The sequence below is a fragment of the Kitasatospora sp. NPDC005748 genome (assembly GCF_040630735.1).
Lineage (GTDB): Bacteria > Actinomycetota > Actinomycetes > Streptomycetales > Streptomycetaceae > Kitasatospora.
This window is the reverse complement of the sequence record NZ_JBEXYD010000060.1, coordinates 1-22,355: the sequence shown is the minus strand read 5'-3', so window position 1 is coordinate 22,355 and position 22,355 is coordinate 1. Positions and strand designations below refer to the sequence as shown.

Sequence of the window (22,355 nt, the reverse complement as noted above, 5' to 3'; positions counted from 1 at the left end):
GGCAGCCCGGGTTCGAACGGAGCCCGTCAGGGCCTGGCAGGCGTCACTCCAGTTCGTCGACGAGAGCGAACAGCTCGTCGTCGGTCGCTTCCCGGAGTTCCGCTTCGCGCCGTTCCTTGCTCTTGTCGGCGGCCTGGTCACCGATGGCGTCCAGCAGCCGGCGCAGCCGGTCGGTGGCCTCCTCCCGCACCTGGTCCGCCATCGACCCGGTGCGGAGGGCGGCTTCGAGCCGGTCGAGCTCCGCGAGGACCGGCACCGGCACCGCTTCGTCCGAGACAACCTCGGTTCGCAGCCACGCGGCAAGGGCGTTCGGGGTGGGGTAGTCGAACACCAGCGTGGCGGGCAGCCGGAGCCCCGTCACACCGTTCAGCCGGTTGCGCAGTTCGACCGAGGTCAGCGAGTCGAAGCCGAGGTCCTTGAACGCGCGCCGGTCCTCGACCGCGTCGGCCGAGGCGTGCCCCAGCACGACGGCCACCTCGGCCCGCACCAGCTCGGTGAGCACCCGCTCCTGCTCGGCCCGGCCGAGCCCGGCCAGCTGCCGGGCCAGTCCGCCCTCCTCGCGGACCGCGCCGCCGCTCGCACCCGCCGCGGCCAGCCGGCGGATCTCGGGCAGGTCCCGCACCAGCGGCATCTCCCGCGGGTCCACCGGGCCCGGCGAGGCCACCAGCTCGGCCCAGTTGACGTCCATCACCGTGACCACGGCGTCCGGGCCGTCCAGCGACTCGCCCAGCGCGCGCACCGCGAGCTGCGGGTCCATCGCCGGCATCGGGGCCCGCTCGACCCTCGCCCGGACCACCTTGCTGGACCCGGCCATTCCGCCACCGGCCCAGGCACCCCAGGCGACGGTGAGCGCGGCCAGGCCACGGCTGCGGCGGTTCTCCGCCAGGGCGTCCAGGAAGGCGTTCGCCGCCGCGTAGTTGCCCTGCCCGGCGGCGCCCAGCGTGGACGCGGCCGAGGAGAACAGCACGAAGGCGTCCAGGTCGAGATCGGCCGTGAGCTCGTCCAGGTGGACCGCGCTCGCCGCCTTGGCGGCCAGCACCGTCTCCAGCCGCTCCACCGACAGCCGGTCCACGACGCCGTCGTCCAGGACGGCGGCCGTGTGCAGCACCGAGGACAGCGCCGGACCGGTCTTCCCCGTCCACTCCACCAGCCCGGCCAGCGCCGAGCGGTCGGTCACGTCGCAGGACACCACGTCGACGTCCATGCCCCGGGCGGCGAGGTCCGCGACCGTCGCCGCGACCCCGGTGGCCGCCGGACCGGAACGACCGGTCAGCACCAGCCGCTGCGCCTCGCGGCCGGCCAGCCACCGCGACACGTGCCCGGCGATGGCGCCGGTGCCGCCGGTGATCAGCACGCTTCCGCGCGGTGTCCACCGGGCGGTGCCGCGGGGCTGGGCGGCCCGGGTGAGCCGACGGCCGAGGATCCCGGCCGTCCGGATCGCGACCTGGTTCTCGCCGCAGCCGGCGAGCACCGCGACCAGTCGCGCACCCGCCCGCTCGTCGACGGTCTCCGGCAGGTCGACCAACCCGCCCCAGCGGTCCGGCTGTTCCAGGCCGACGACCCGGCCCAGCCCCCAGGCCTGCGCCTGCACCGGGTGGGCCAGCGCCTCACCCGGACCGGCCGCCACGGCGCCGCGCGTCGCCAGCCAGAGCGGCGCGCCGATCCCGGCGTCGCCCAGCGCCTGGACGAGTGCCAGCGTCGCGGCCATGCCGCCGGTCACCGCGGGGTGGCCCGGCACCGGCGTCTCGTCGAGCGCCAGCAGCGACAGCACGCCCGCCACCGCCGACGGCTCGACCGCCGCGCCCAGCAGCCCGGCCACCTCGGCCCGGTCCACGGCACCCGCCGGGACCTCGACCGTGACGACCTCGGCACCACGGTCGGCGAGCGCGGCAGCGCACGCCTGCTCGGCCGCTCCGGCCGGCACGACCACCAGCCAGGTGCCGGACAGCACCCGGGCGTCGGGCTCGGCGATCGCCGCCCAGCCGCCCCGGTAGCGCCAGTTCGCGGTCATCGACCGGTCCTGCTCCCGGCGCCGCCAGGACGCCAGCGCCGGCAGCACCTCGCCGAGCCGGTGCTGGTCCTCGATGGCCAGCGTGTCGGCGATGCTCGCCAGGTCCCCGTCCTCGACGGCCGCCCAGAACCGGGCCTCCGCCTCGGTGCTCGTACCGTCCCCGCCGATCGCCGGCGCGGCCGTCGGCAGCGAGAGGATGCCCTCCGGCCAGAACCGCTGGTGCCGGAACGCGTAGGTGGGCAGCTCGACCGGCTTACCGGTCGGCAGCACCGAACTCCAGTTCACGGCAGCGCCGTTGACGTAGGCCTGGGCGAGACCGCCCAGCAGGCCGGTCCCCCCCTGCTCGTCGCGCCGCTGGAGCGGGACGAACACGGCCTCGTCACCGTCGACGCCTGCCACCGTGTCCGGGCCCAGCGAGGAGAGCGACCCGTCGGGGCCGACCTCGACGAACACCGAGACACCCTGGCGGGCCAGCGTCGCCACCGCATCGGCGAACCGCACCGCTCCCCGCGTCTGGGCCGGCCAGTAGCCCGCCTCGGGCTCGGTGACCAGCTCACCCGAAAGCGCGCCCGCCCACATCAGGTTCGGCCGGTGGTACTCCAACCCGGCCGCGATGGCGGTGAGTTCGTCCAGCACCGGGTCCATCGCCGGCGAGTGGAAGGCGTGCGAGACCCGCAGCCGCCGCACCCGGCGACCCCGCTCCCGCCACAGCTCCACCACGTGGTCCACCGCGTCGGCCTCACCCGAAACCACCACGGACTCCGGGCCGTTGACCGCCGCGATCACCACACCGGGCACCAGCTCGGCCAGCACCTCGGACTCCGAGACGTTGACCGCCGCCATCGCCCCGCCCACCGGCAGCGCCTGCATCAACCGAGCCCGCGCCGCCACCAGCCGCACCGCGTCCTCCAGTGAGAGGACCCCGGCCACGTAAGCGGCCACGACCTCACCCACCGAATGACCGACCACCGCGTCCGGCGTCAGACCGGCGGCCTCCAGGACCGCCGCGACGGCGACCTCGAAGGCGAACAGACCCGTCTGGGCGTACAGCGTCTGCTGCGCCAGCGCCTCGTCCACACCCTCGGCGCCGAGCACGACGTCCCGGACCGAGACACCCAACTCCAGCTCCAGCAGCCCGGACACCCGGTCGAAGACCTCGGCGAACACGGCGCTGCCCTCGTAGAGCCCCCGGCCCATCCCGACCCACTGCGAACCCTGACCCGCGAAGACCAGACCCACCCGGGCACCCGGCCGAGCCACACCCGACACCACCGAGGCCGACGAGGCCCCGGCGGCCAGGCTCCCCAGCCCCGCCATCAGCTCGCCGCGCTCGGCCCCGAGCACCACGGCCCGGTGCTCGAACGCCGACCGGGTCGCCGCCAGCGACCACGCGACATCCGCCGGATCCACCGACGGCCGCGCCACCATCCACTCGCGCAGCCGACCCGCCTGGGCCGTCAGCCCCTCGGCCGTCCGGCCCGACACCAGCCACGCACCGGCGTCCGAGAGGACCGGCTCTGTCACCGTCTCGGTAGCCTCGACGGCCGCCGGCGCCTCCTCGACGATGACGTGCGCGTTGGTACCGCTCATCCCGAAGGCCGACACACCCGCACGACGCGGACGCCCGTCCGACGGCCACGGCACCGGCTCCGTCAGCAGGCTGACCTCACCCGCCGACCAGTCCACGTGCGAGGACGGCACCTCGGCGTGCAGCGTCCGCGGCAGCTCCTCGTGCTGAAGGGCGAGGATCATCTTGATCACGCCCGCCACACCGGCGGCCGCCTGGGTGTGCCCGATGTTGGACTTCACCGAGCCGAGCAGCAACGGCCGCCCCTCCGGCCGCTCCTGGCCATAGGTGGCCAGCAGCGCCTGCGCCTCGATCGGGTCACCCAGCGTGGTACCCGTCCCGTGCGCCTCCACCACGTCCACGTCCGCGGCGGTCAGCCGGCCACTGGCCAGCGCCGCCCGGATCACCCGCTGCTGCGACGGACCATTGGGCGCCGTCAGACCGTTGGACGCGCCGTCCTGGTTGACGGCGGAGCCGCGCAGCACCGCGAGCACCTTGTGCCCGTTGCGGCGCGCGTCCGACAGGCGCTCGACCACGAGCATGCCCGCGCCCTCGGCCCAGCCGGTCCCGTCGGCGTCCTCGGAGAACGCCCGGCAGCGGCCGTCCGCCGCCAGACCCTGCTGCCGCGAGAAGTCGATGAACGTCCCCGGCGTAGCCATCACAGTGACACCGCCGGCCAGCGCGAGCGAGCACTCGCCCGAGCGCACCGCCTGGGCCGCCAGGTGCAGCGCCACCAGCGACGAGGAGCACGCCGTGTCCACCGTCACCGCCGGGCCCTCCAGACCCAGCACGTAGGAGACCCGGCCGGACAGCACGCTCGTCGCGTTCCCGGTCATCACGTGGCCCTCGGAGCCGGAGTCGCCCTGGCTCGCCAGCGTCACCCCGAAGCCGTAGCCCGAGGCGAAGCCGCCGGCGAACACACCGGTCGACGATCCCCGCAGCGAGGCCGGATCGATGCCCGCCCGCTCCAGCGCCTCCCACGAGGTCTCCAGGAGCTGCCGCTGCTGCGGGTCCATCGCCAGCGCCTCGCGCGGCGAGATCCCGAAGAAGCCGGCGTCGAACTCGGCCGCGTCCCGCAGGAAGGCACCCGACCGGGTGTAGGACGTCCCCGCGTTGCCGCGCTCCGGGTCGTAGAAGCCCTCCAGGTCCCAGCCGCGGTCGGTCGGGAAGGCGCCCACCGCGTCACCGCCCGAGGCCAGCAGCCGCCAGAACTCCTCCGGGCTGCCCGCACCCCCCGGGAAGCGGCAGGCCATCCCGACGATCGCCAGCGGCTCGTCCGCCGCCGCGACCGCCACGGCGGTGGACACCGGAGCGGCGGAGTCCGCCACCCTCCCGGTCAGCTCGCCGCGCAGGAACTCGGCGAGGACCACCGGGGTCGGGTAGTCGAACACCAGCGTGGCGGGCAGCCGGATGCCGGTCGCCACGCCCAGGCGGTTGCGCAGCTCGACCGCGGTCAGCGAGTCGAAGCCCAGGTCCTTGAAGGCGCGCCGGTCCTCGACCGCGTCGACCGAAGCGTGCCCCAGCACGACCGCGACCTCGGCCCGCACCACCTCGGTGAGCACCCGCTCCTGCTCGGCCCGGGCGAGCCCGGCCAGCCGGTGGGCCAGCTCTCCCTCGGCGTGGACCACGGCCGCCGCGCTCCCGCCGGCCGAGGCCAGCTGCCGGATCTCCGGCAGGTCCCGGACGAGCGGGCGCTTCGGCAGGTCCGCCGCGCCCGGTCCGGAGGCCAGCAGCGCCCAGTCCACGTCCATCACCGTCACCAGGGCGTCCGGGCCCTCCAGGGCCTCGCCCAGGGCGCGGGCGGCGAGCTGCGGGTCCATCGCCGGCATCGGGCCGCGCTTGACCCGGGCCTGCACCACGCTGCTGGACTCCGCCATGCCACCGCCGGCCCAGGCACCCCAGGCGACGGTGAGCGCGGCCAGCCCCCGTCCCCGGCGGTTCTCCGCCAGGGCGTCCAGGTAGGCGTTCGCCGCCGCGTAGTTGCCCTGACCGGCGGCGCCGATCGTCGAGGACACCGAGGAGAAGAGTACGAAGGCGTCCAGGTCCAGGTCCGCGGTGAGCTCGTCCAGGTGGGCCGCGCTCAACGCCTTCGCGGCCAGCACCGTCTCCAGTCGCTCGACCGAGAGCCGGTCCACGACACCGTCGTCCAGCACCGCCGCGGTGTGCAGCACCGAGGACAGCGCCGGACCGGTCCCGCCGATCCAGCTCACCAGCCCGGCCAGCGCCGAGCGGTCGGTCACGTCGCAGGCGACGACGTCGACCGCGGAGCCGGCCGTCGCGAGCTCGGCGGCGAGCGCCGCCGCCCCCCTCGCGGCGGGGCCGGAACGGCTGGTCAGCACCTGGCGGGGCGCGTCGCGACCGGCCAGCCACCGGGCGACGTGTCCGGCGATGGCGCCGGTGCCGCCGGTGATCAGCACGCTGCCGCGCGGTGCCCAGCGGTCCTTGCCGCGGAGCTGGGCGGCCCGGGTGAGCCGGCGGCCGAGGATCCCGGCCGTCCGGATCGCGATCTCGTTCTCGCCGCAACCGGCGAGCACGGCGACCAGTCGGGCACCGGCCCGGTCGTCCAGCACCTCGGGCAGGTCGACCAACCCGCCCCAGCGGTCCGGCTGTTCCAGGCCGACGACCCGGCCCAGACCCCAGACGAGCGCCTGCCGCGGGTGGGCCAGGGCCTCACCCGGACCGGCCGCCACGGCGCCGCGCGTCGCCAGCCAGAGCGGGGCGGCGATCCCGGCGTCGCCCAGCGCCTGGACGAGTGCCAGGGTGGCGGCCATGCCGCCGGTCACCGCGGGGTGGCCGGGCACCGGCGTCTCGTCGAGCGCCAGCAGCGACAGCACACCCGCCACCGCCGACGGCTCGACCGCCGCGGCCAGCAGTGCGGCCACCTCGGCCCGGTCCACGGCACCCGTCGGGACCTCGACCACGACCACCTCCGCGCCACGCGCCGCCAGCGCGGCCGCGCACGCCTGCTCGGTCGCTCCGGTCGGCACCACCGCCAGCCACGTCCCCGACAGCACGCCGGAGTCGGGCTCGGCGACGGCGGACCAGGCGGTCCGGTAGCGCCAGTTGGCGGTCAGCGAGCGGTCCTGCTCCCGGCGCCGCCAGGACGCCAGGGCCGGCAGCACCTCGTTGAACGGACGACCGCCGTCGAAGGCCAGCGTGTCGGCCAGCTGCGTGAGGTCCCCGCCCTCGACGGCCGCCCAGAACCGGGCCTCCGCCTCGGTGCTCGCCCCGTCCCCACCGGCGACCGGCAGGGCCAGGATGCCTTCCGGCCAGAACCGCTGGTGCCGGAAAGCGTAGGTGGGCAGCTCGACCGGCGTACCGGTCGGCAGCACCGAACTCCACTCCACCCCGGCGCCGTTGACGAAGGCCTGAGCGAGACCGCCCAGCAGGCCGGTCACCCCCTGCTCGTCGCGCCGCTGGAGCGGGACGAAGACGGGCTCCTCGCTCCCGATGCCGGCCACGGCGTCGGGGCCCAGCGAGGAGAGCGATCCGTCGGGGCCGACCTCGATGAACACCGAGACGCCCTCGCGGGCCAGCGCGGCGACCGCGTCGGCGAAGCGCACCGCCCCCCGCGTCTGCGCCGGCCAGTAGCCCGCCTCGGGCTCGGTGACGAGCTCACCGGTGAGCGCGCCCGCCCACATCATGTCCGGGCGGCGGTACTCCAACCCAGCCGCGACGGCGGTGAGTTCGTCCAGCACCGGGTCCATCGCCGGGGAGTGGAAGGCGTGCGAGACCCGCAGCCGCCGCACCCGGCGACCCCGCTCCCGCCACAGCTCCACCACCTGATCGACGGCCTCGACCTCACCCGAAACCACCACGGACTCCGGGCCGTTGACCGCCGCGATCACCACACCGGGCACCAGCTCCGCCAGCACCTCGGCCTCCGGGACGTTGACCGCCGCCATCGCCCCGCCCGCCGGCAGCGCCTGCATCAACCGAGCCCGCGCCGCCACCAGCCGCGACGCCTCGGACAGCGACAGCACCCCGGCCACATAAGCGGCCGCGACCTCACCCACCGAATGACCCACCACCGCGTCCGGCGTCACACCCGCGGCATCCAGCACCGCCGCGACGCCCACCTCGAAGGCGAACAGACCGGCCTGCGCATACAGCGTCTGGTTCGCCAGCGCCTCGTCCACACCCTCGGCGCCGAGCACGACGTCCCGGACCGAGACGCCCAACTCCAGCTCCAGCAGCCCGCACACCCGGTCGAAGACCTCGGCGAAGACCGCGCTGCCCTCATAGAGGCCCCGGCCCATCCCGACCCACTGCGAACCCTGACCGGCGAAGACCAGACCCACCCGGGCACCCGGCCGCGCCACACCCGACACCACCGACCCCGAAGAGGCCCCGGTGGCCAGGCTCCCCAGCCCCGCCATCAGCTCACCGCGCCCGACCCCGAGCACCACGGCCCGGTGCTCGAACGCCGACCGGGTCGCCGCCAGCGACCACGCGACATCCACCGGCGCCAGGTCGGAGCGCACCGACATCCATTCGCGCAGGCGGCCCGCCTGGGCCGTCAGCCCCTCGGCCGACCGGCCCGAGACGATCCACGCACCGGCACCCGACACCACCGGAGCCGACACCGTCGCGGAAGCCTCGACGGCAGCCGGCGCCTCCTCGACGATGACGTGCGCGTTGGTCCCGCTGATCCCGAAGGCCGACACACCCGCTCGGCGCGGACGCCCGTCGGACGGCCACGGCACCGACTCGGTCAGCAGCCTGACGTCACCGGCCGTCCAGTCCACGTGCGAGGACGGCACCTCGGCGTGCAGCGTCCGCGGCAGCCGCTCGTTCTGCAGCGCCAGCACCATCTTGATCACGCCCGCCACACCGGCGGCCGCCTGGGTGTGCCCGATGTTGGACTTCACCGACCCCAGCCACAGCGGCTGCCCGCCGGCCCGCTCCTGGCCGTAGGTGGCCAGCAGCGCCTGCGCCTCGATCGGGTCGCCCAGCGTCGTACCGGTGCCGTGCGCCTCGACCACGTCGACGTCGGCGGCGGTCAGCCGGCCACTGGCCAGCGCCGCCCGGATCACCCGCTGCTGCGACGGGCCGTTCGGCGCGGACAGGCCGTTGGAGGCGCCGTCCTGGTTGATCGCCGAACCGCGGATCACCGCGAGCACCTTGTGGCCCTTGCGCTGCGCGTCCGACAGCCGCTCCACCACCAGCACGCCGGCGCCCTCGGCCCAGCCCGTCCCGTTGGCGTCCTCGGAGAACGCCCGGCACCGGCCGTCCGTCGCCAGACCCTGCTGGCGCGAGAACTCGACGAAGGAGAACGGCGTCGCCATCACGGTGACACCGCCGGCCAGCGCGAGCGAGCACTCGCCCGAGCGCACCGCCTGGGCCGCCAGGTGCAGCGCCACCAGCGAGGACGAGCACGCGGTGTCCACGGTCACCGCCGGGCCCTCCAGGCCCAGCACGTAGGAGACCCGGCCGGACAGCACGCTCGTCGAGTTGCCGGTCATCAGGTGGCCCTCGACGCCCGAGGAGTCCTGGCCCGTCAACGCCATGCCGATGGCGTAGCCGGACCCGAAGCCGCCGGCGAACACACCGGTCGACGATCCCCGCAGCGAGGTCGGGTCGATGCCCGCCCGCTCCAGCGCCTCCCACGAGGTCTCCAGCATCAGTCGCTGCTGCGGGTCCATCGCCAGCGCCTCGCGCGGCGAGATCCCGAAGAACCCCGCGTCGAACTCCGCGGCACCGCGCAGGAACGCGCCCGACTGGGTGGACGACGTCCCCGCCGTCCCCCCGTCCGGGTCGAAGAAACCGTCGAGGTCCCAGCCGCGGTCGGTCGGGAAGCCGCCCACCGCGTCGCCGCCCGAGGCCAGCAGCTGCCAGAACTCCTCCGGAGTGCCCGCACCGCCGGGGAAGCGGCACGCCATCCCGACGATCGCCAGCGGTTCGTCCACCACCGGGGCCACCACGGCGGCCACCGGGGCGGGAGTCCCGCCCGTCTGCTCCCCGACCAGCTCGCCGCGCAGGAACTCCGCCATGGCCACCGGGGTGGGGTAGTCGAACACCAGCGTGGCGGGCAGCCGCAGCCTGGTCGCCGCGTTCAGCTGGTTGCGCAGCTCGACCGCGGTCAGCGAGTCGAAGCCCAGGTCCTTGAACGCCTGCCTGGCCTGCACCATCTCCGCCGAGGAGTGGCCCAGCACGGCGGCGGCCTGCGCCCGGACCATGTCGGTGAGCACCCGGTCCTGCTCGGCCCGGCCCAACCCGGCGAGCCGGTGGGCCAGTTCGCCGTCGTTGCGGGTGGTGTCCGCGGCGCCCGCCCGGTCGGCGGCCAGCCGGCGGATCTCGGGCATGTCGCGCACCAGCGGCATGTCCAGCACGTCGGCCGTGCCCGGCGCGGTGCCGAGCTGCCGCCAGTCGACGTCCATCACCGTGACGACGGGCTCCGGACCGTCCAGCGACTCGGCCAGCGCCCGGACGGCCAGCTGCGGGTCCATCGGCGGCATCGGGATCCGGCGCATCCGCGACCGGATCGCCTCGTTGGACTCCGCGAGTCCGCCGCCGCCCCACAGGCCCCAGGCCACCGCGAGACCGGCCAGGCCGCGGCTGCGGCGGTTCTCCGCCAGGGCGTCGAGGAAGGCGTTCGCCGCCGCGTAGTTGCCCTGCCCGGGCCCGCCCAGCGTGGACGCGGCCGAGGAGAACAGCACGAAGGCGTCCAGGTCCAGGCCGGCGGTGAGCTCGTCCAGGTGGACCGCGCTCGCCGCCTTGGCGGCCAGCACCGTCTCCAGCCGCTCCACCGACAGCCGGTCGACCACGCCGTCGTCCAGGACGGCGGCCGTGTGGAACACCGAGGACAGCGCCGGTCCGGTCCCGCCGATCCAGTCGACCAGCCCGGCCAGCGCCGAGCGGTCGGTCACGTCGCAGGACACCACGTCGACGTCCATGCCCCGGGCGGCGAGGTCCGCGACCGTCGCGGCGACCCCGGTGGCCGCCGGGCCGGAGCGACCGGTCAGCACCAGCCGCGCGGCACCGAGGCCGGCCAGCCACCGCGACACGTGCCCGGCGATGGCGCCGGTGCCGCCGGTGATCAGTACGCTGCCGCGCGGCGCCCAGCTCCGCTCGGAGCCGCGCTGCGGGACCCGCGACAGCCGGCGGCCGAGGATCCCGGCCGTCCGGATCGCGATCTGCTCCTCGCCGCAGCCGGCCAGCACCGCGACCAGCCGCACACCCGCACGCTCGTCCAGCACCTCGGGCAGGTCGACCAACCCGCCCCAGCGCTCCGGGTGTTCCAGGCCGACCACCCGGCCCAGCCCCCAGACCTGCGCCTGCACCGGACTGGCCAGGGCCTCACCCGGACCGGCCGCCACGGCGCCGCGCGTCGCCAGCCAGAGCGGCGCGCCGATCCGGGCGTCGCCCAGCGCCTGGACGAGCGCCAGCGTCGCGGCCAGACCACCGGCCACAACCGGGAACTCCGCGACCGGCGCCTCGTCGAGCGCCAGCAGCGACAGCACACCCGCCACCGCCGACGGCTCGACCGCGCCGGCCAGCAGCGCGGCCACCTCGGCCCGGTCCACAGCACCCGCCGGGACCTCGACCACGACCACCTCCGCGCCACGCGCCGCCAGCGCGGCCGCGCACGCCTGCTCGCCCGCACCGGCCGGCACCGCCAGCACCCACGTGCCGGACAGCACCCGGGCATCGGGCTCGGCGATCGCCGCCCAGTTCACCCGGTAGCGCCAGCCGGCCGTCACCGACCGGTCCTGCTCCCGGCGCCGCCAGGACGCCAGGGCCGGCAGCACCTCGTTGAACGGACGACCGCCGTCGAAGGCCAGCGTGTCGGCCAGCTGCGTGAGGTCCCCGCCCTCGACGGCCGCCCAGAACTGGGCCTCCGCCGCCGTGCTCGCCCCGTCCCCACCGAGGACCGGTCCGGCCGCCGGCAGCGCCAGGGCGCCCTGCGGCCAGTACCGCTGATGGCGGAAGGCATAGGTGGGCAGCTCGACCGGTTCGGCGGCGGTCAGCACCGCGCGCCAGTTGACGGTCGCGCCCTGGACGAAGGCCTCGGCGAGCGAAACCAGCAGGCGCTGGGCGCCGCCGTCGTCGCGGCGCAGGGTGCCGCAGACGGCGGCCGTCACGGCGCCCGGCCCGGCCGCCTGGGCGACCTCCTCCAGGGTGTCGTTCATCGCACCGAGCAGCACCGGGTGCGGCGTGGACTCGACGAAGACCTGGTAGCCCTGACCGGCGAGCGTGCGCACCGCGCGGTCGAAGTGGACCGTGGCGCGCAGGCTGCCGTACCAGTAGGCGGCGTCCAGCTCCTCGCCGGTCAGCGTCTCGCCGGTCATCGCCGAGACCATCGGGATCCGGCCCCGGCGCGGCGCGATACCGGCCAGGACCTCGGTGATCTCCGCTTCGAGGCGGTCGACCTGCGCCGAGTGCGAGGCGTAGTCCACCGCGACCATCCGGGCGCGCACGCCCTCCGCCTCGAACTCGGCCTTCAGCTCCTCCAGGGCCTCGGGCTCACCCGAAACCACCACCGCCGAAGGGCCGTTGACGGCTGCCAGGGCAACACGCTCACCGAAGCGGGCGATCCGCTCCTCCACCACCGCGGCGCTCCGGCTCACCGACAGCATCCCGCCGAGACCGGCCAGCACCTTCAACGACTGCGAACGCAGCGCCACCACCCGGGCGCCGTCCTCCAGCGACAGCATCCCCGCCACCGTCGCCGCCGCTATCTCGCCCTGCGAGTGACCGACCACGGCGTCCGGCGCGACACCGGCGGCCTCCCAGAGCGCCGCCAGCGACACCATCACCGCCCACAGGGCGGGCTGGACGACATCCGCCGCCTCCAGTGCGGGGGCACCCTCGGCACCCGCCAGGACGTCGCTCAGCGACCACTCGACGTACGGCGCCAGCGCCGCCTCGCACTCCGCGAGGCGCGCGGCGAACACCGGGCTGCACGCAGCGAGTTCACGCCCCATGCCGACCCACTGCGAACCCTGACCGGCGAAGGCGAAGACCACCCGCGCACCCGGGCGGGCCACACCCGACACCACCGCACCCGACGGCGCACCGGCGGCCAGGCTCTGCAGGCCCGCGACCAGCTCGGCGCGCTCGGTGCCAACCACCACCGACCGGTGCTCGAACACCGACCGCGTCGTCGCCAGCGACCAGGCCACCTCGGCCGGCGCCTGGTCCGGCCGCGCCGCGACCCACTCCCGCAGCCGGCCCGCCTGGGCGGTCAGCCCCTCGGCCGTCCGGCCCGAGACCAGCCACGCGGCCGGCCCGTCCAGCTCCACCACCGCGGCGGACCGAACGTCCTCGGCCGGCCCGTCCACGGTCTCCACCGCTTCGGGCTCCTCGGCCGGGGCCTCCTCCACGATGACGTGCACATTGGTGCCGCTGATGCCGAAGGCCGACACACCGGCCCGGCGCACCCGCTCCCCGGTGGGCCACGGCACCGGCTCGTTCAGCAGCCTGATGTCACCGGCCTCCCAGTCCACGTGCGAGGAGGGCACGTCCGCGTAGAGCGTCCGCGGCAGCTGCTCGTGCTGGAGCGCCAGCACCATCTTCATCACCCCGGCGACACCCGCGGCCGCCTGGGTGTGTCCGAGGTTCGACTTCACCGAGCCCAGCCAGAGCGACCCGCGGTCGCCGCGGTCCTGGCCGTAGGTGGCCAGCAGCGCCTGCGCCTCGATCGGGTCGCCCAGCGTGGTGCCCGTGCCGTGCGCCTCCACCACGTCCACATCGGCCGTGGAGAGCCGGGAGTTGGCCAGCGCGGCGCGGATCACCCGCTGCTGCGAGGGGCCGTTCGGCGCGGTCAGACCGTTGGACGCGCCGTCCTGGTTGATCGCCGAGCCGCGCAGCACCGCGAGTACCGGGTGGCCGTTGCGCCGGGCGTCGGAGAGCCGCTCGACCACGAGCATGCCCGCGCCCTCGGCCATGCCCATGCCGTCGGCCGCGTCCGAGAACGCCTTGGAGCGCCCGTCCTCCGCGAGACCGCGGGCGTGCGAGAACGCGCGGAAGCCGTCCGGGCTCGCCATGATCGTGACGCCGCCGGCCAGCGCCAGCGTGCACTCGCCCTGACGCAGCGCCTGGGCCGCCAGGTGCAGGGCCACCAGCGAGGACGAGCAGGCCGTGTCGATGGTCACCGCCGGACCCTCCAGGCCCAGCACGTAGGAGACCCGGCCGGAGAGCACGCTGGCCGCGTTCCCGGTCATCAGGTGCGCCCCGAGGCTCTCCACCTCCTCCTCGTCGGCCATCGTGACGGCCAGGTACGAGGAGCCGTACCCGCCCACGAACGCGCCGGTCTGGCTGCCGCGCAGCGTCGCGGGGTCGATGCCGGACCGCTCCAGCGCCTCCCACGAGGTCTCCAGCAGCAGCCGCTGCTGCGGGTCCATCGCCAGCGCCTCGCGGGGGCTGATCCCGAAGAAGCCGGCGTCGAAGCCGCTGGCCTCCTGGACGAATCCGCCGACCTGCGTGTACGAGGTCCCGACGTTGTCCACGTCCGGGTTGTAGAGGGAGTCGAGGTCCCAGCCGCGGTCGGTCGGGAAGGTCGACAGCCCGTCCGTGCCGGTGGCCAGCATCTGCCACAGCTCCTCCGGGCTGGTCGCGCCGCCCGGGAAGCGGCAGGCCATGCCGACGATCGCGACCGGCTCGTCCATGGCGAGCGCCGCCGTCGCCGCGGGACCGCCGAGGTCCACGATGTCGGACAGGTCGCCGGCGAGCTGTTCGCGCAGCAGCGCGGCGAGCGCGACCGGGTTGGGGTAGTCGAAGACCAGGGTGGCGGGCAGCCGCAGCCCGGTCGCCGGGTTCATCCGGTTGCGGAACTCGACCGCGATCAGCGAGTCGAAGCCCAGGTCGGTGAACGGACGGCCGGCCTCGATCGCGTCGCCCGAGGCGTGTCCGAGCACCGCCGCGGCGTGGGTGCGCACCAGGTCCAGCAGCACCCGGTCGCGTTCGGTGCCCGGCAGCCCGGCCAGCTGCTGGCGCAGCACGTCCGCGGCGCCGGCGCCGGTCGCCCCGGCGGCCGAGGTGACGGCCGCCCGGCGCGGGATGAAGTCGTCCGCGAGCACCTGCCAGAGCGGCGGGATGCCGGTGGCGGCCGCCTGCGCCCGCAGGCCGGCCTTGTCCAGCCGGGCCGGGACCAGGATGGACTCGGCCCGCTCCAGGGCGAGGTCCAGCAGGACCAGACCCTCCTGCTCGTTCAGCGCGGCGAGGCCCGAACCGGTCATCCGGCGGAGCATCACCTCGTCCAGGCCGCGGCCGATACCGGCCTCGGGCATCCACGGGCCCCAGGCGAGCGCGGTGCCCGCCAGTCCGGCGGCCCGCCGGGCGCCCGCCAGCGCGTCCAGGAAGGCGTTGGCCGCCGCGTAGTTGGCCTGGCCCGCACCACCGAACGCGGCCGCGACCGAGGAGAACAGCACGAAGTGGTCGAGGTCCAGGCCCTGGGTCAGCTCGTGCAGGTGCCAGGCCGCGTCCACCTTGGGACGCATGACCGCCGACACGCGCTCGGCGCTCAGCGAGTCGACCATGCCGTCGTCGATGATGCCCGCGGCGTGGAACACGGAGCCCAGCGGGCAGTCGGCCGGCAGCGAGTCCAGCACCCCGGCCAGCGCGTCCCGGTCGGCCACGTCGCACGCGACCACCCGGACCCACCCGCCCAGCTCGGCCACCTCGGCGGCCAGCGCGGCCACCCCGGCGGCGCCCGGGCCGGAGCGGCTGAGCAGCACGGCCCCGCCGGCCCGTCCGGTGGCCACCATGTGCTTGGCGACCACACCGCCGAGCGTTCCGGTGCCACCGGTGACGAGCACCGTCCGCGGGTCCTGGTCGGCCGGCCGCTCCGCCGCCGTCCGGTCGGGGACCACCAGGTCGCCCGACGGGCGGGTCAGGCGCCGGCCGTAGCCCTTCCGATCGCGGACGGCCACCTCGGGCTCTCCGCTGCCCAGCACGGCCGGCAGCGCGGCCACCTCGCCGTCACCGCCGTCCGCGGGGAGGTCGGCCAGGACGAACCGGCCGGGGTTCTCCAGCTGGGCCGAGCGCAGCAGGCCCCAGACCGCGCCCACGGCCGGGTCCGCCACCGCGTCGCCGGCCTGCACGGCCACGCCGCCACGGGTGACGACCACCAGCTGCGCGGGCTCCAGCTCGGCCGCGGCCAGCCAGTCCTGCGCCAGCTCCAGGGCCTCGCCGGCGACCTGACGGGCGGCCACGGCCGTCCCGTCGACGCCCTCGCCGCTCACGCAGGCGATCACCACGCGGGGCGAGACCTCCCCCTCCGCGGTGGCGGCGGCCAGTTCGGCGATGCCGGGGTAGCCGTGCACCGGGATCCCGGCGGCGGCCAGCTGCTCGGCCACGGCGAAGCGGTCGGCACCGACCAGCGCCCACGGTCCCTCCTGCACCGCGCCCTGCGGCAGCGGCGCCCACTCCACGGTGAACAGCGCGTCGCGGATCCAGTCGTCGGCGCTCTGCAGCTGCTCCGGCGAGACCGGGCGGGTGATCAGCGAGTCCACCGTCACCACCGGCCGGCCTGTGGCGTCGGCCGCGGTCAGCGTCAGGCTGCCCTGGGCGTCCCGGCGCAGCCGGGCCCGCAGGACCGGCGCCCCGGCGGCGTGCAGCGCGACGCCCGTCCAGGCGAACGGCATCCGGATCTGACCCTGCTGGGCGTCGCCGGACTCCTGCGCCTCGGCCGCCTCGGCCACCACGCCCGCGAGCAGCGCCGCGTCCAGCAGGACCGGGTGCAGCCCGTACGAGGCCGGGTCCCCGGCCTCCTCCGGCAGGGCCACCTCGGCGAAGATGTCCTCGCCGCGGCGCCAGACGGCCTGCAGGCCCTGGAACGCCGGTCCGTAGATGTCGGCCAGGTGCACGGTGTACAGGTCGCTGATGTCGAGCGCCTCGGCCCCGCGCGGCGGCCAGACCGTGAGGTCCTCCTCCGGTTCGGCGGCGGCCGGGGCGGGGGCGATCACCGCGGCGGCGTGCTTCACCCAGACCTGCTCCTCCTCGGGGCGGTCGGGGCGGGAGAACACGTCCACCTGGCGCCGGCCCTCGGCGTCGGCCGCGGTCACCACCACCTGGACCTGGACGCCGGCGCCGTCCGCGGGCAGCACCAGCGGCGACTGCAGGGTCAGCTCCTCCAGCAGCGAGCAGCCCACCTGGTGGCCGGCGCTCACCACCATCTCGACGAAGCCGGTGCCGGGCAGCAGCACCACGCCGCCGACCGCGTGGTCGGCGAGCCAGGCGTGCGTGCGCAGCGACAGCCGTCCGGTGCACACCAGTTCGGCGTCGCCGGCGAGTTCGACCACGGCGCGCAGCAGCGGGTGGGTGACGGTGCCCAGGCCCAGCGAGGCCGGGTCGCCGCTCCCTGCCCTGGCCGCGCCGGGCAGCGCGAGCATGCCCTTCGGCCAGTACCGCTCGTGGCGGAAGGCGTAGGTGGGCAGTTCCACCTGGTCGGCGGCGGGCAGCACCCGCGCCCAGTCGACGGGCACCCCGGCCACGAAGGCCTCGGCGAGCGAGGTGAGCAGGCGCAGCGCCCCACCGTCGTCCCGGCGCAGGGTGCCGCAGACCCGCCCGGCCTGGACGGCCGGGCCGGCGTCGACGGCGGCCTCCTCCAGGGTGTCGGTGATCGGCGCGATCAGCACCGGGTGCGGGGAGACCTCGATGAACACCTGGTGGCCGAGGCCGGCCAGGGTCCGCACCGCCCGCTCGAACCGGACGGTGGCCCGCAGGCTCGCGTACCAGTACCCGGCGCCCAGCTCCTCGCCGGTCAGCATCTCGCCGGTGACCGCCGAGATCATCGGGATCCGCCCGGCGCGCGGCGTCACCCCGGCCAGCAGGGAGGTGATCTCCTCCTCCAGCCGCTCCACCTGCGCGCAGTGCGAGGCGTAGTCGACCGCGACCATCCGCTCGCGCACGCCGTCGGCCTTCAGCTCCTCCTGGAGCTCCCGCAGGGCGGCCGCCTCGCCGGAGACCACCACCGCCGAGGGGCCGTTGACGCAGGCCAGCGAGAGCCGGCCCGCCCAGCGTCCGAGCCGCTCCTCCACCCGGGCGGCCGGCTCGGTCACCGACAGCATCCCGCCGATGCCGGTGATCGCCCGCAGCGCCCGGGACCGCAGCGCGACGACCTTGGCCGCGTCCTCCAGGCTCAGCATGCCCGCGACGGTGGCCGCGGCGATCTCGCCCTGCGAGTGGCCCACCACCGCTTCGGGGGTCACGCCGGCGGCCTCCCAGACCGCCGCCAGTGAGACCATGACCGCCCACAGCACGGGCTGCACGACATCGGCCGCCTCCAGCGCGGGCGCGCCCTCGGCGCCGGCCAGCACGTCGGCGAGCGACCAGTCCACGTACGGCGCCAGCGCCGCCGCGCACTCGGCCAGCCGCGCGGCGAACACCGGGCTGCCGGCCGCCAGTTCGGTGGCCATGCCGAGCCACTGCGAGCCCTGGCCCGGGAAGACGAAGACCGCCCGCGCGCTCGCGTGCGCCACCCCCGCGACGACCGAGGCGGTCTGCTGACCGCCGGCCAACTGGCCCAGGCCGCCCATGAGTCCGGCCCGGTCGGTGCCCAGCACCACGGCCCGGTGCTCGAAGGCCGCGCGCGTGGTCACCAGTGACCGCGCCACCGCGGCCGGCTCCAGGGCCGGTCGCGCGGCGATCCAGTCGCGCAGCCGGTCCGCCTGGGCGACCAGCCCGTCCGCCGAGCGGCCCGACACCAGCCACGCCTCGGCGCCCGACACCAGTGGTGCCACGACCTCCGCGACGACCGGCGCCCCGCCCTCCGGGGCGCCGGGCTCGGCCGGCGCCCCGGCGTCGACGGCCTCCGCCGGCTCGGCCTCCTCGGCCGGGGCCTCCTCGATGATGACGTGCGCGTTGGTGCCGCTGACGCCGAACGAGGAGACGCCACCGCGGCGCACCCGCTCGCCGGCGGGCCAGGACTCGGCCTCGTTCAGCAGCCGGACGTCACCCGCCGACCAGTCGATGTGCGGCGACGGCTCCTGCGCGTGCAGGGTCTGCGGCATCCGCTGGTTCTGCAGCGCCAGCACCATCTTGATGACGCCCGCGACGCCGGCCGCGGCCTGGGTGTGCCCGATGTTGGACTTCACCGAGCCGAGGAAGACCGGACGGTCCTCCGGGCGGCCCTGGCCGTAGGTGGCGATCACCGCCTGGGCCTCGATCGGGTCGCCCAGTGTGGTGCCCGTGCCGTGCGCCTCGACCACGTCCACGTCGGCGGCCGACAGCCGGGAGTTGGCCAGCGCCGCGCGGATCACCCGCTGCTGCGAGGGGCCGTTCGGCGCGGCCAGGCCGTTGGAGGCGCCGTCCTGGTTGATCGCCGAGCCGCGGATGACCGCGAGCACCGGGTGCCCGTTGCGCCGGGCGTCGGACAGCTTCTCCAGGACGACCATGCCCGCGCCCTCGGCGATGCCCATGCCGTCGGCCTCCGCCGAGAACGCCTTGCAGCGTCCGTCGTGGGCCAGCCCGAGCTGCTTGGAGAACTGGGTGAACATGATCGGGATGGCGGTCACCGTGACACCGCCGGCCAGGGCCAGCGTGCACTCGCCCGAGCGCACCGCCTGGGCGGCCAGGTGCAGCGCCACCAGGGACGACGAGCAGGCGGTGTCCACCGTCACCGCCGGGCCCTCCAGGCCCAGCGAGTACGACACCCGGCCGGAGATGACGCTGGTCGACGTCCCGGTCATCAGGTGGACGTCCAGGTCCTCGTCCGTGCCGAAGCCGTAGCCGGACAGCGCGGCGCCGGCGAACACACCGGTCAGCGAGCCGCGCAGCGAGGTCGGGTCGATGCCCGCCCGCTCCAGCGCCTCCCAGCAGACCTCCAGCAGCACGCGCTGCTGCGGGTCCATCGCCACCGCTTCCCGCGGGCTGACACCGAAGAACCCCGCGTCGAATCCGCTGGCGTCCGCGATGAACCCGGCCTCGCGCACCTGCGATATGCCGTCCGGGTCCTCCGCGTAGAGCTCCTCGATGTTCCAGCCGCGGTCGGTCGGAATTCCGGCGACCCCGTCCCGGCCGGTGGAGAGCAGATTCCAGAAGTCCTCCGGAGCCTGGATTCCACCGGGGTACCGGCAGCCGATTCCGACGATCGCTATCGGTTCGTGGCTGCGTTCCTCCACCTCACGCAGTCGCTGACGCGTGTTGTAGAGATCGGTCGTCACCCATTTGAGGTAGTCGCGGAGAGTCTCTTCGTTCGCCATCGGATCTCACCATTCCAGTCTGTGAAACGCATGCCTGCCATCCGCGCACACGGACAACCACTTACCTGCCGAGTTCCTTGTGGATGAACTCGAATATCTCGTCGTCCGTCGCGGACCCGATCTTCTCCGCGACCGCCTGGGTTTCCGTGGGAGCACCAACCTCCATCCACTGGGAAAGGAGCTCCTGCAGGCGATCGGTGATCAATTGGTGCGTCTTCTCGTCCGGCGCCGCCCCGGTCAGCACCGACCCGAGCCGGTCGACCTCCTCCACCAGGGACACCGGACCGGACCCGTCCCGGAACTCCTCGTTCCAGAGGTACTCGGCCAGCACCGCCGGGGTGGGGCAGTCGAACAGCAGCGTGGCCGGCAGCTGCAGGCCGGTGGCGGCGCCGAGCCGGTTGCGCAGCTCCACCGAGGTCAGCGAGTCGAAGCCCAGGTCGCTGAAGGCCCGGGTGGCCTCGACGGCCTCGGGGGACGCGTAGTCGAGCACCGCGGCCGCCTGCGCCTGGACCAGCTTGACCAGCGTCCGGTTCTGCTCGGCCCGGGTCAGGCCCGCCAGTTGCTCCCGCAGGGACGCGCCCGCGTCCGGGTCGGCGGCCGCACCGGCCCCCGCCCCGGCCAGCGCCGCGACGACCTCGGGCAGCCCCTCGATCAGCGGGCTGCGCCGGCGCAGCGTGAACGGCGGGGCGAACCGCGCCCAGTCCACGTCGGCGATCGTGACGGAGCCCTCGCGGCCGTCCAGGATCTGGGCCAGCGCCTGGACGGCGTGGTCCTGGTCCATGACCATCAGGCCGCCCCGGGCCATCCAGGCGCCGGTGTCGGCGTCGGTCATCCCGCCGCCGCCCCACGGCCCCCAGGCCACCGATGTGGCGGGCAGGCCCTGCGCCCGGCGGTGCTCGGCCAGACCGTCCAGGAAGGTGTTGGCCGCGGCGTAGGCGGGCTGGACGCTGCTGCCCCAGGTCGCCGAGATCGACGAGAAGAGCACGAACGCGTCCAGGTCCAGGCCCCTGGTCAGCTCGTCCAGGTGCACGGCGCCCCCGGCCTTGGCGGCCAGTACGGCGGCCGTCTCGGCCAGGTCGGTGTCCTCGACCGTGGTGGCCTGTCCGAGGCCCGCGGTGTGCATCACCGCGGACAGCGCGGGGCCCGTCGCGGCGATCCGGTCGAGCAGCCCGGCCAGCCCGGACCGGTCGCTCACGTCGCACGCGACGACGTCCACCCGGCTGCCCCGGGCGGCCAGTTCGGCCGCCTGTGCGGCGACCCCGGCGGCGCCGGCGCCGGACCTGCTGGTCAGCACGAGCCGCCGCGCGCCCCGACCGGCCAGCCAGCGGGCCACGTGCCCGCCGATCGCGCCGGTGCCTCCGGTGACCAGGACGGTCCCGGTCGGCGTCCACGGCCGCTCCGCCGGGCGGGGGTGCGGGGCGCGGGTCAGCCGCCGGGCCAGGATCCCGGCCGGCCGGATCGCGACCTGGTCCTCGCCGCAGCCGGCCAGCACCGCGGCCAGCCGTCCCGCGGCCTGCTCGTCGACCGTCCCGGGGAGGTCGATCGACCCGCCCCAGCGGTCCGGGTGCTCCAGGGCGACGACCCGCCCCAGACCCCACACCTGCGTCTGCACCGGGCTCGCCGGTCCGGTGCCCGGCCCACCGGCCACCGCACCGGACGTGACCACCCAGAGCGGCGCGTCCACCTCGGCTGAGCCCAGCGCCTGCACCAGGCTCAGCGTGGCGGCGAGGCCCCGGGGCACCACCGGGTGCGCCGGCACCGGCGTCTCGTCCAGGCCCAGCAGCGACAGCACCCCGGCGAAGCCGGACTCCGGCCGCACCGCGCGGATCCGCTCGGCCAGCTGCTTCCGGTCGGTCTCGGCCGTGACCTCCAGGACGACGGGCTCGGCGCCGCGGGCGCTCAGCGCCGCCGTGCAGCCCCGGGCCACATCGCCGTCGGTCTCCCCGGCGGGGAGCACCACCAGCCACCGGCCGGACAGCCGGGCGGGAACGGGGTCGGCGACCGGTGCCCAGGTGACGCGGTAGCGCCAGTTCTCCGTGACCGAGCGGTCCTGCTCCCGGCGGCGCCAGGTCGCCAGGGCGGGCAGCACGGTGCTGAGCTGCTGCTGGTCCTCGATCGCCAGGGTGTCCGCGAGCCGGGCCAGGTCGCCGCCCTCGACGGCGGCCCAGAACTGCGCTTCCGCCGCCGTGCTCGCACCGTCGCCACCGACGGGGGATGCCGTCGCAGCGGACTGGAGCCAGTAGTGCTGGTGCTGGAAGGCGTAGGTCGGCAGCTCCAGCGCCTCGGCGGCGGGCAGCACCGTCTTCCAGTCGACCGACAGGCCGCCGACGTAGGCCTGGGCGAGCGAGGTGAGGAGGCGGGTGGCGCCCGCGTTGTCACGCTCCAGCGAGCCCACCGTCAGGACATCGGCGACACCGGCGTCCTCGGCCGTCTCCGCCACCGCCGCCGTCAGCACCGGGTGCGTCGACACCTCGACGAACGAGCCGTAACCACCACCCAGCAGGGTGCGCACCGCCTCCTCGAAACGGACCATCCGACGCAGGTTCGCGAACCAGTAGCCCGCGTCCACCTCCGTACCGGACAACCACTCGCCCGTCACCGTCGAGATCATCGGAACACGACCCGCCCGCGG

At 75.5% G+C, this 22,355-nt stretch carries 2 protein-coding genes; both read right to left on the bottom strand.

The genetic code is table 11. The annotated features are described in order from the left end of the window. Positions 1–43 precede the first annotated feature (43 nt). Positions 44–19,723: a type I polyketide synthase gene (locus ABZ495_RS30220; protein ID WP_359839069.1), complete on the bottom strand. Its 19,680-nt coding sequence runs from the start codon at positions 19,721–19,723 to the stop codon at positions 44–46. A 61-nt stretch (positions 19,724–19,784) separates the two neighbouring features. Next, positions 19,785–22,355 (bottom strand): SDR family NAD(P)-dependent oxidoreductase (locus ABZ495_RS30215; RefSeq protein ID WP_359839067.1); only part of this gene is annotated, 2,571 nt, incomplete at its 5' end.

Coding starts and splice junctions, on each gene's coding strand:
- ABZ495_RS30220 (WP_359839069.1), bottom strand. CDS start 19,723: ATGGCGAACGAAGAGACTCTCCGCGACTACCTCAAATGGGTGACGACC.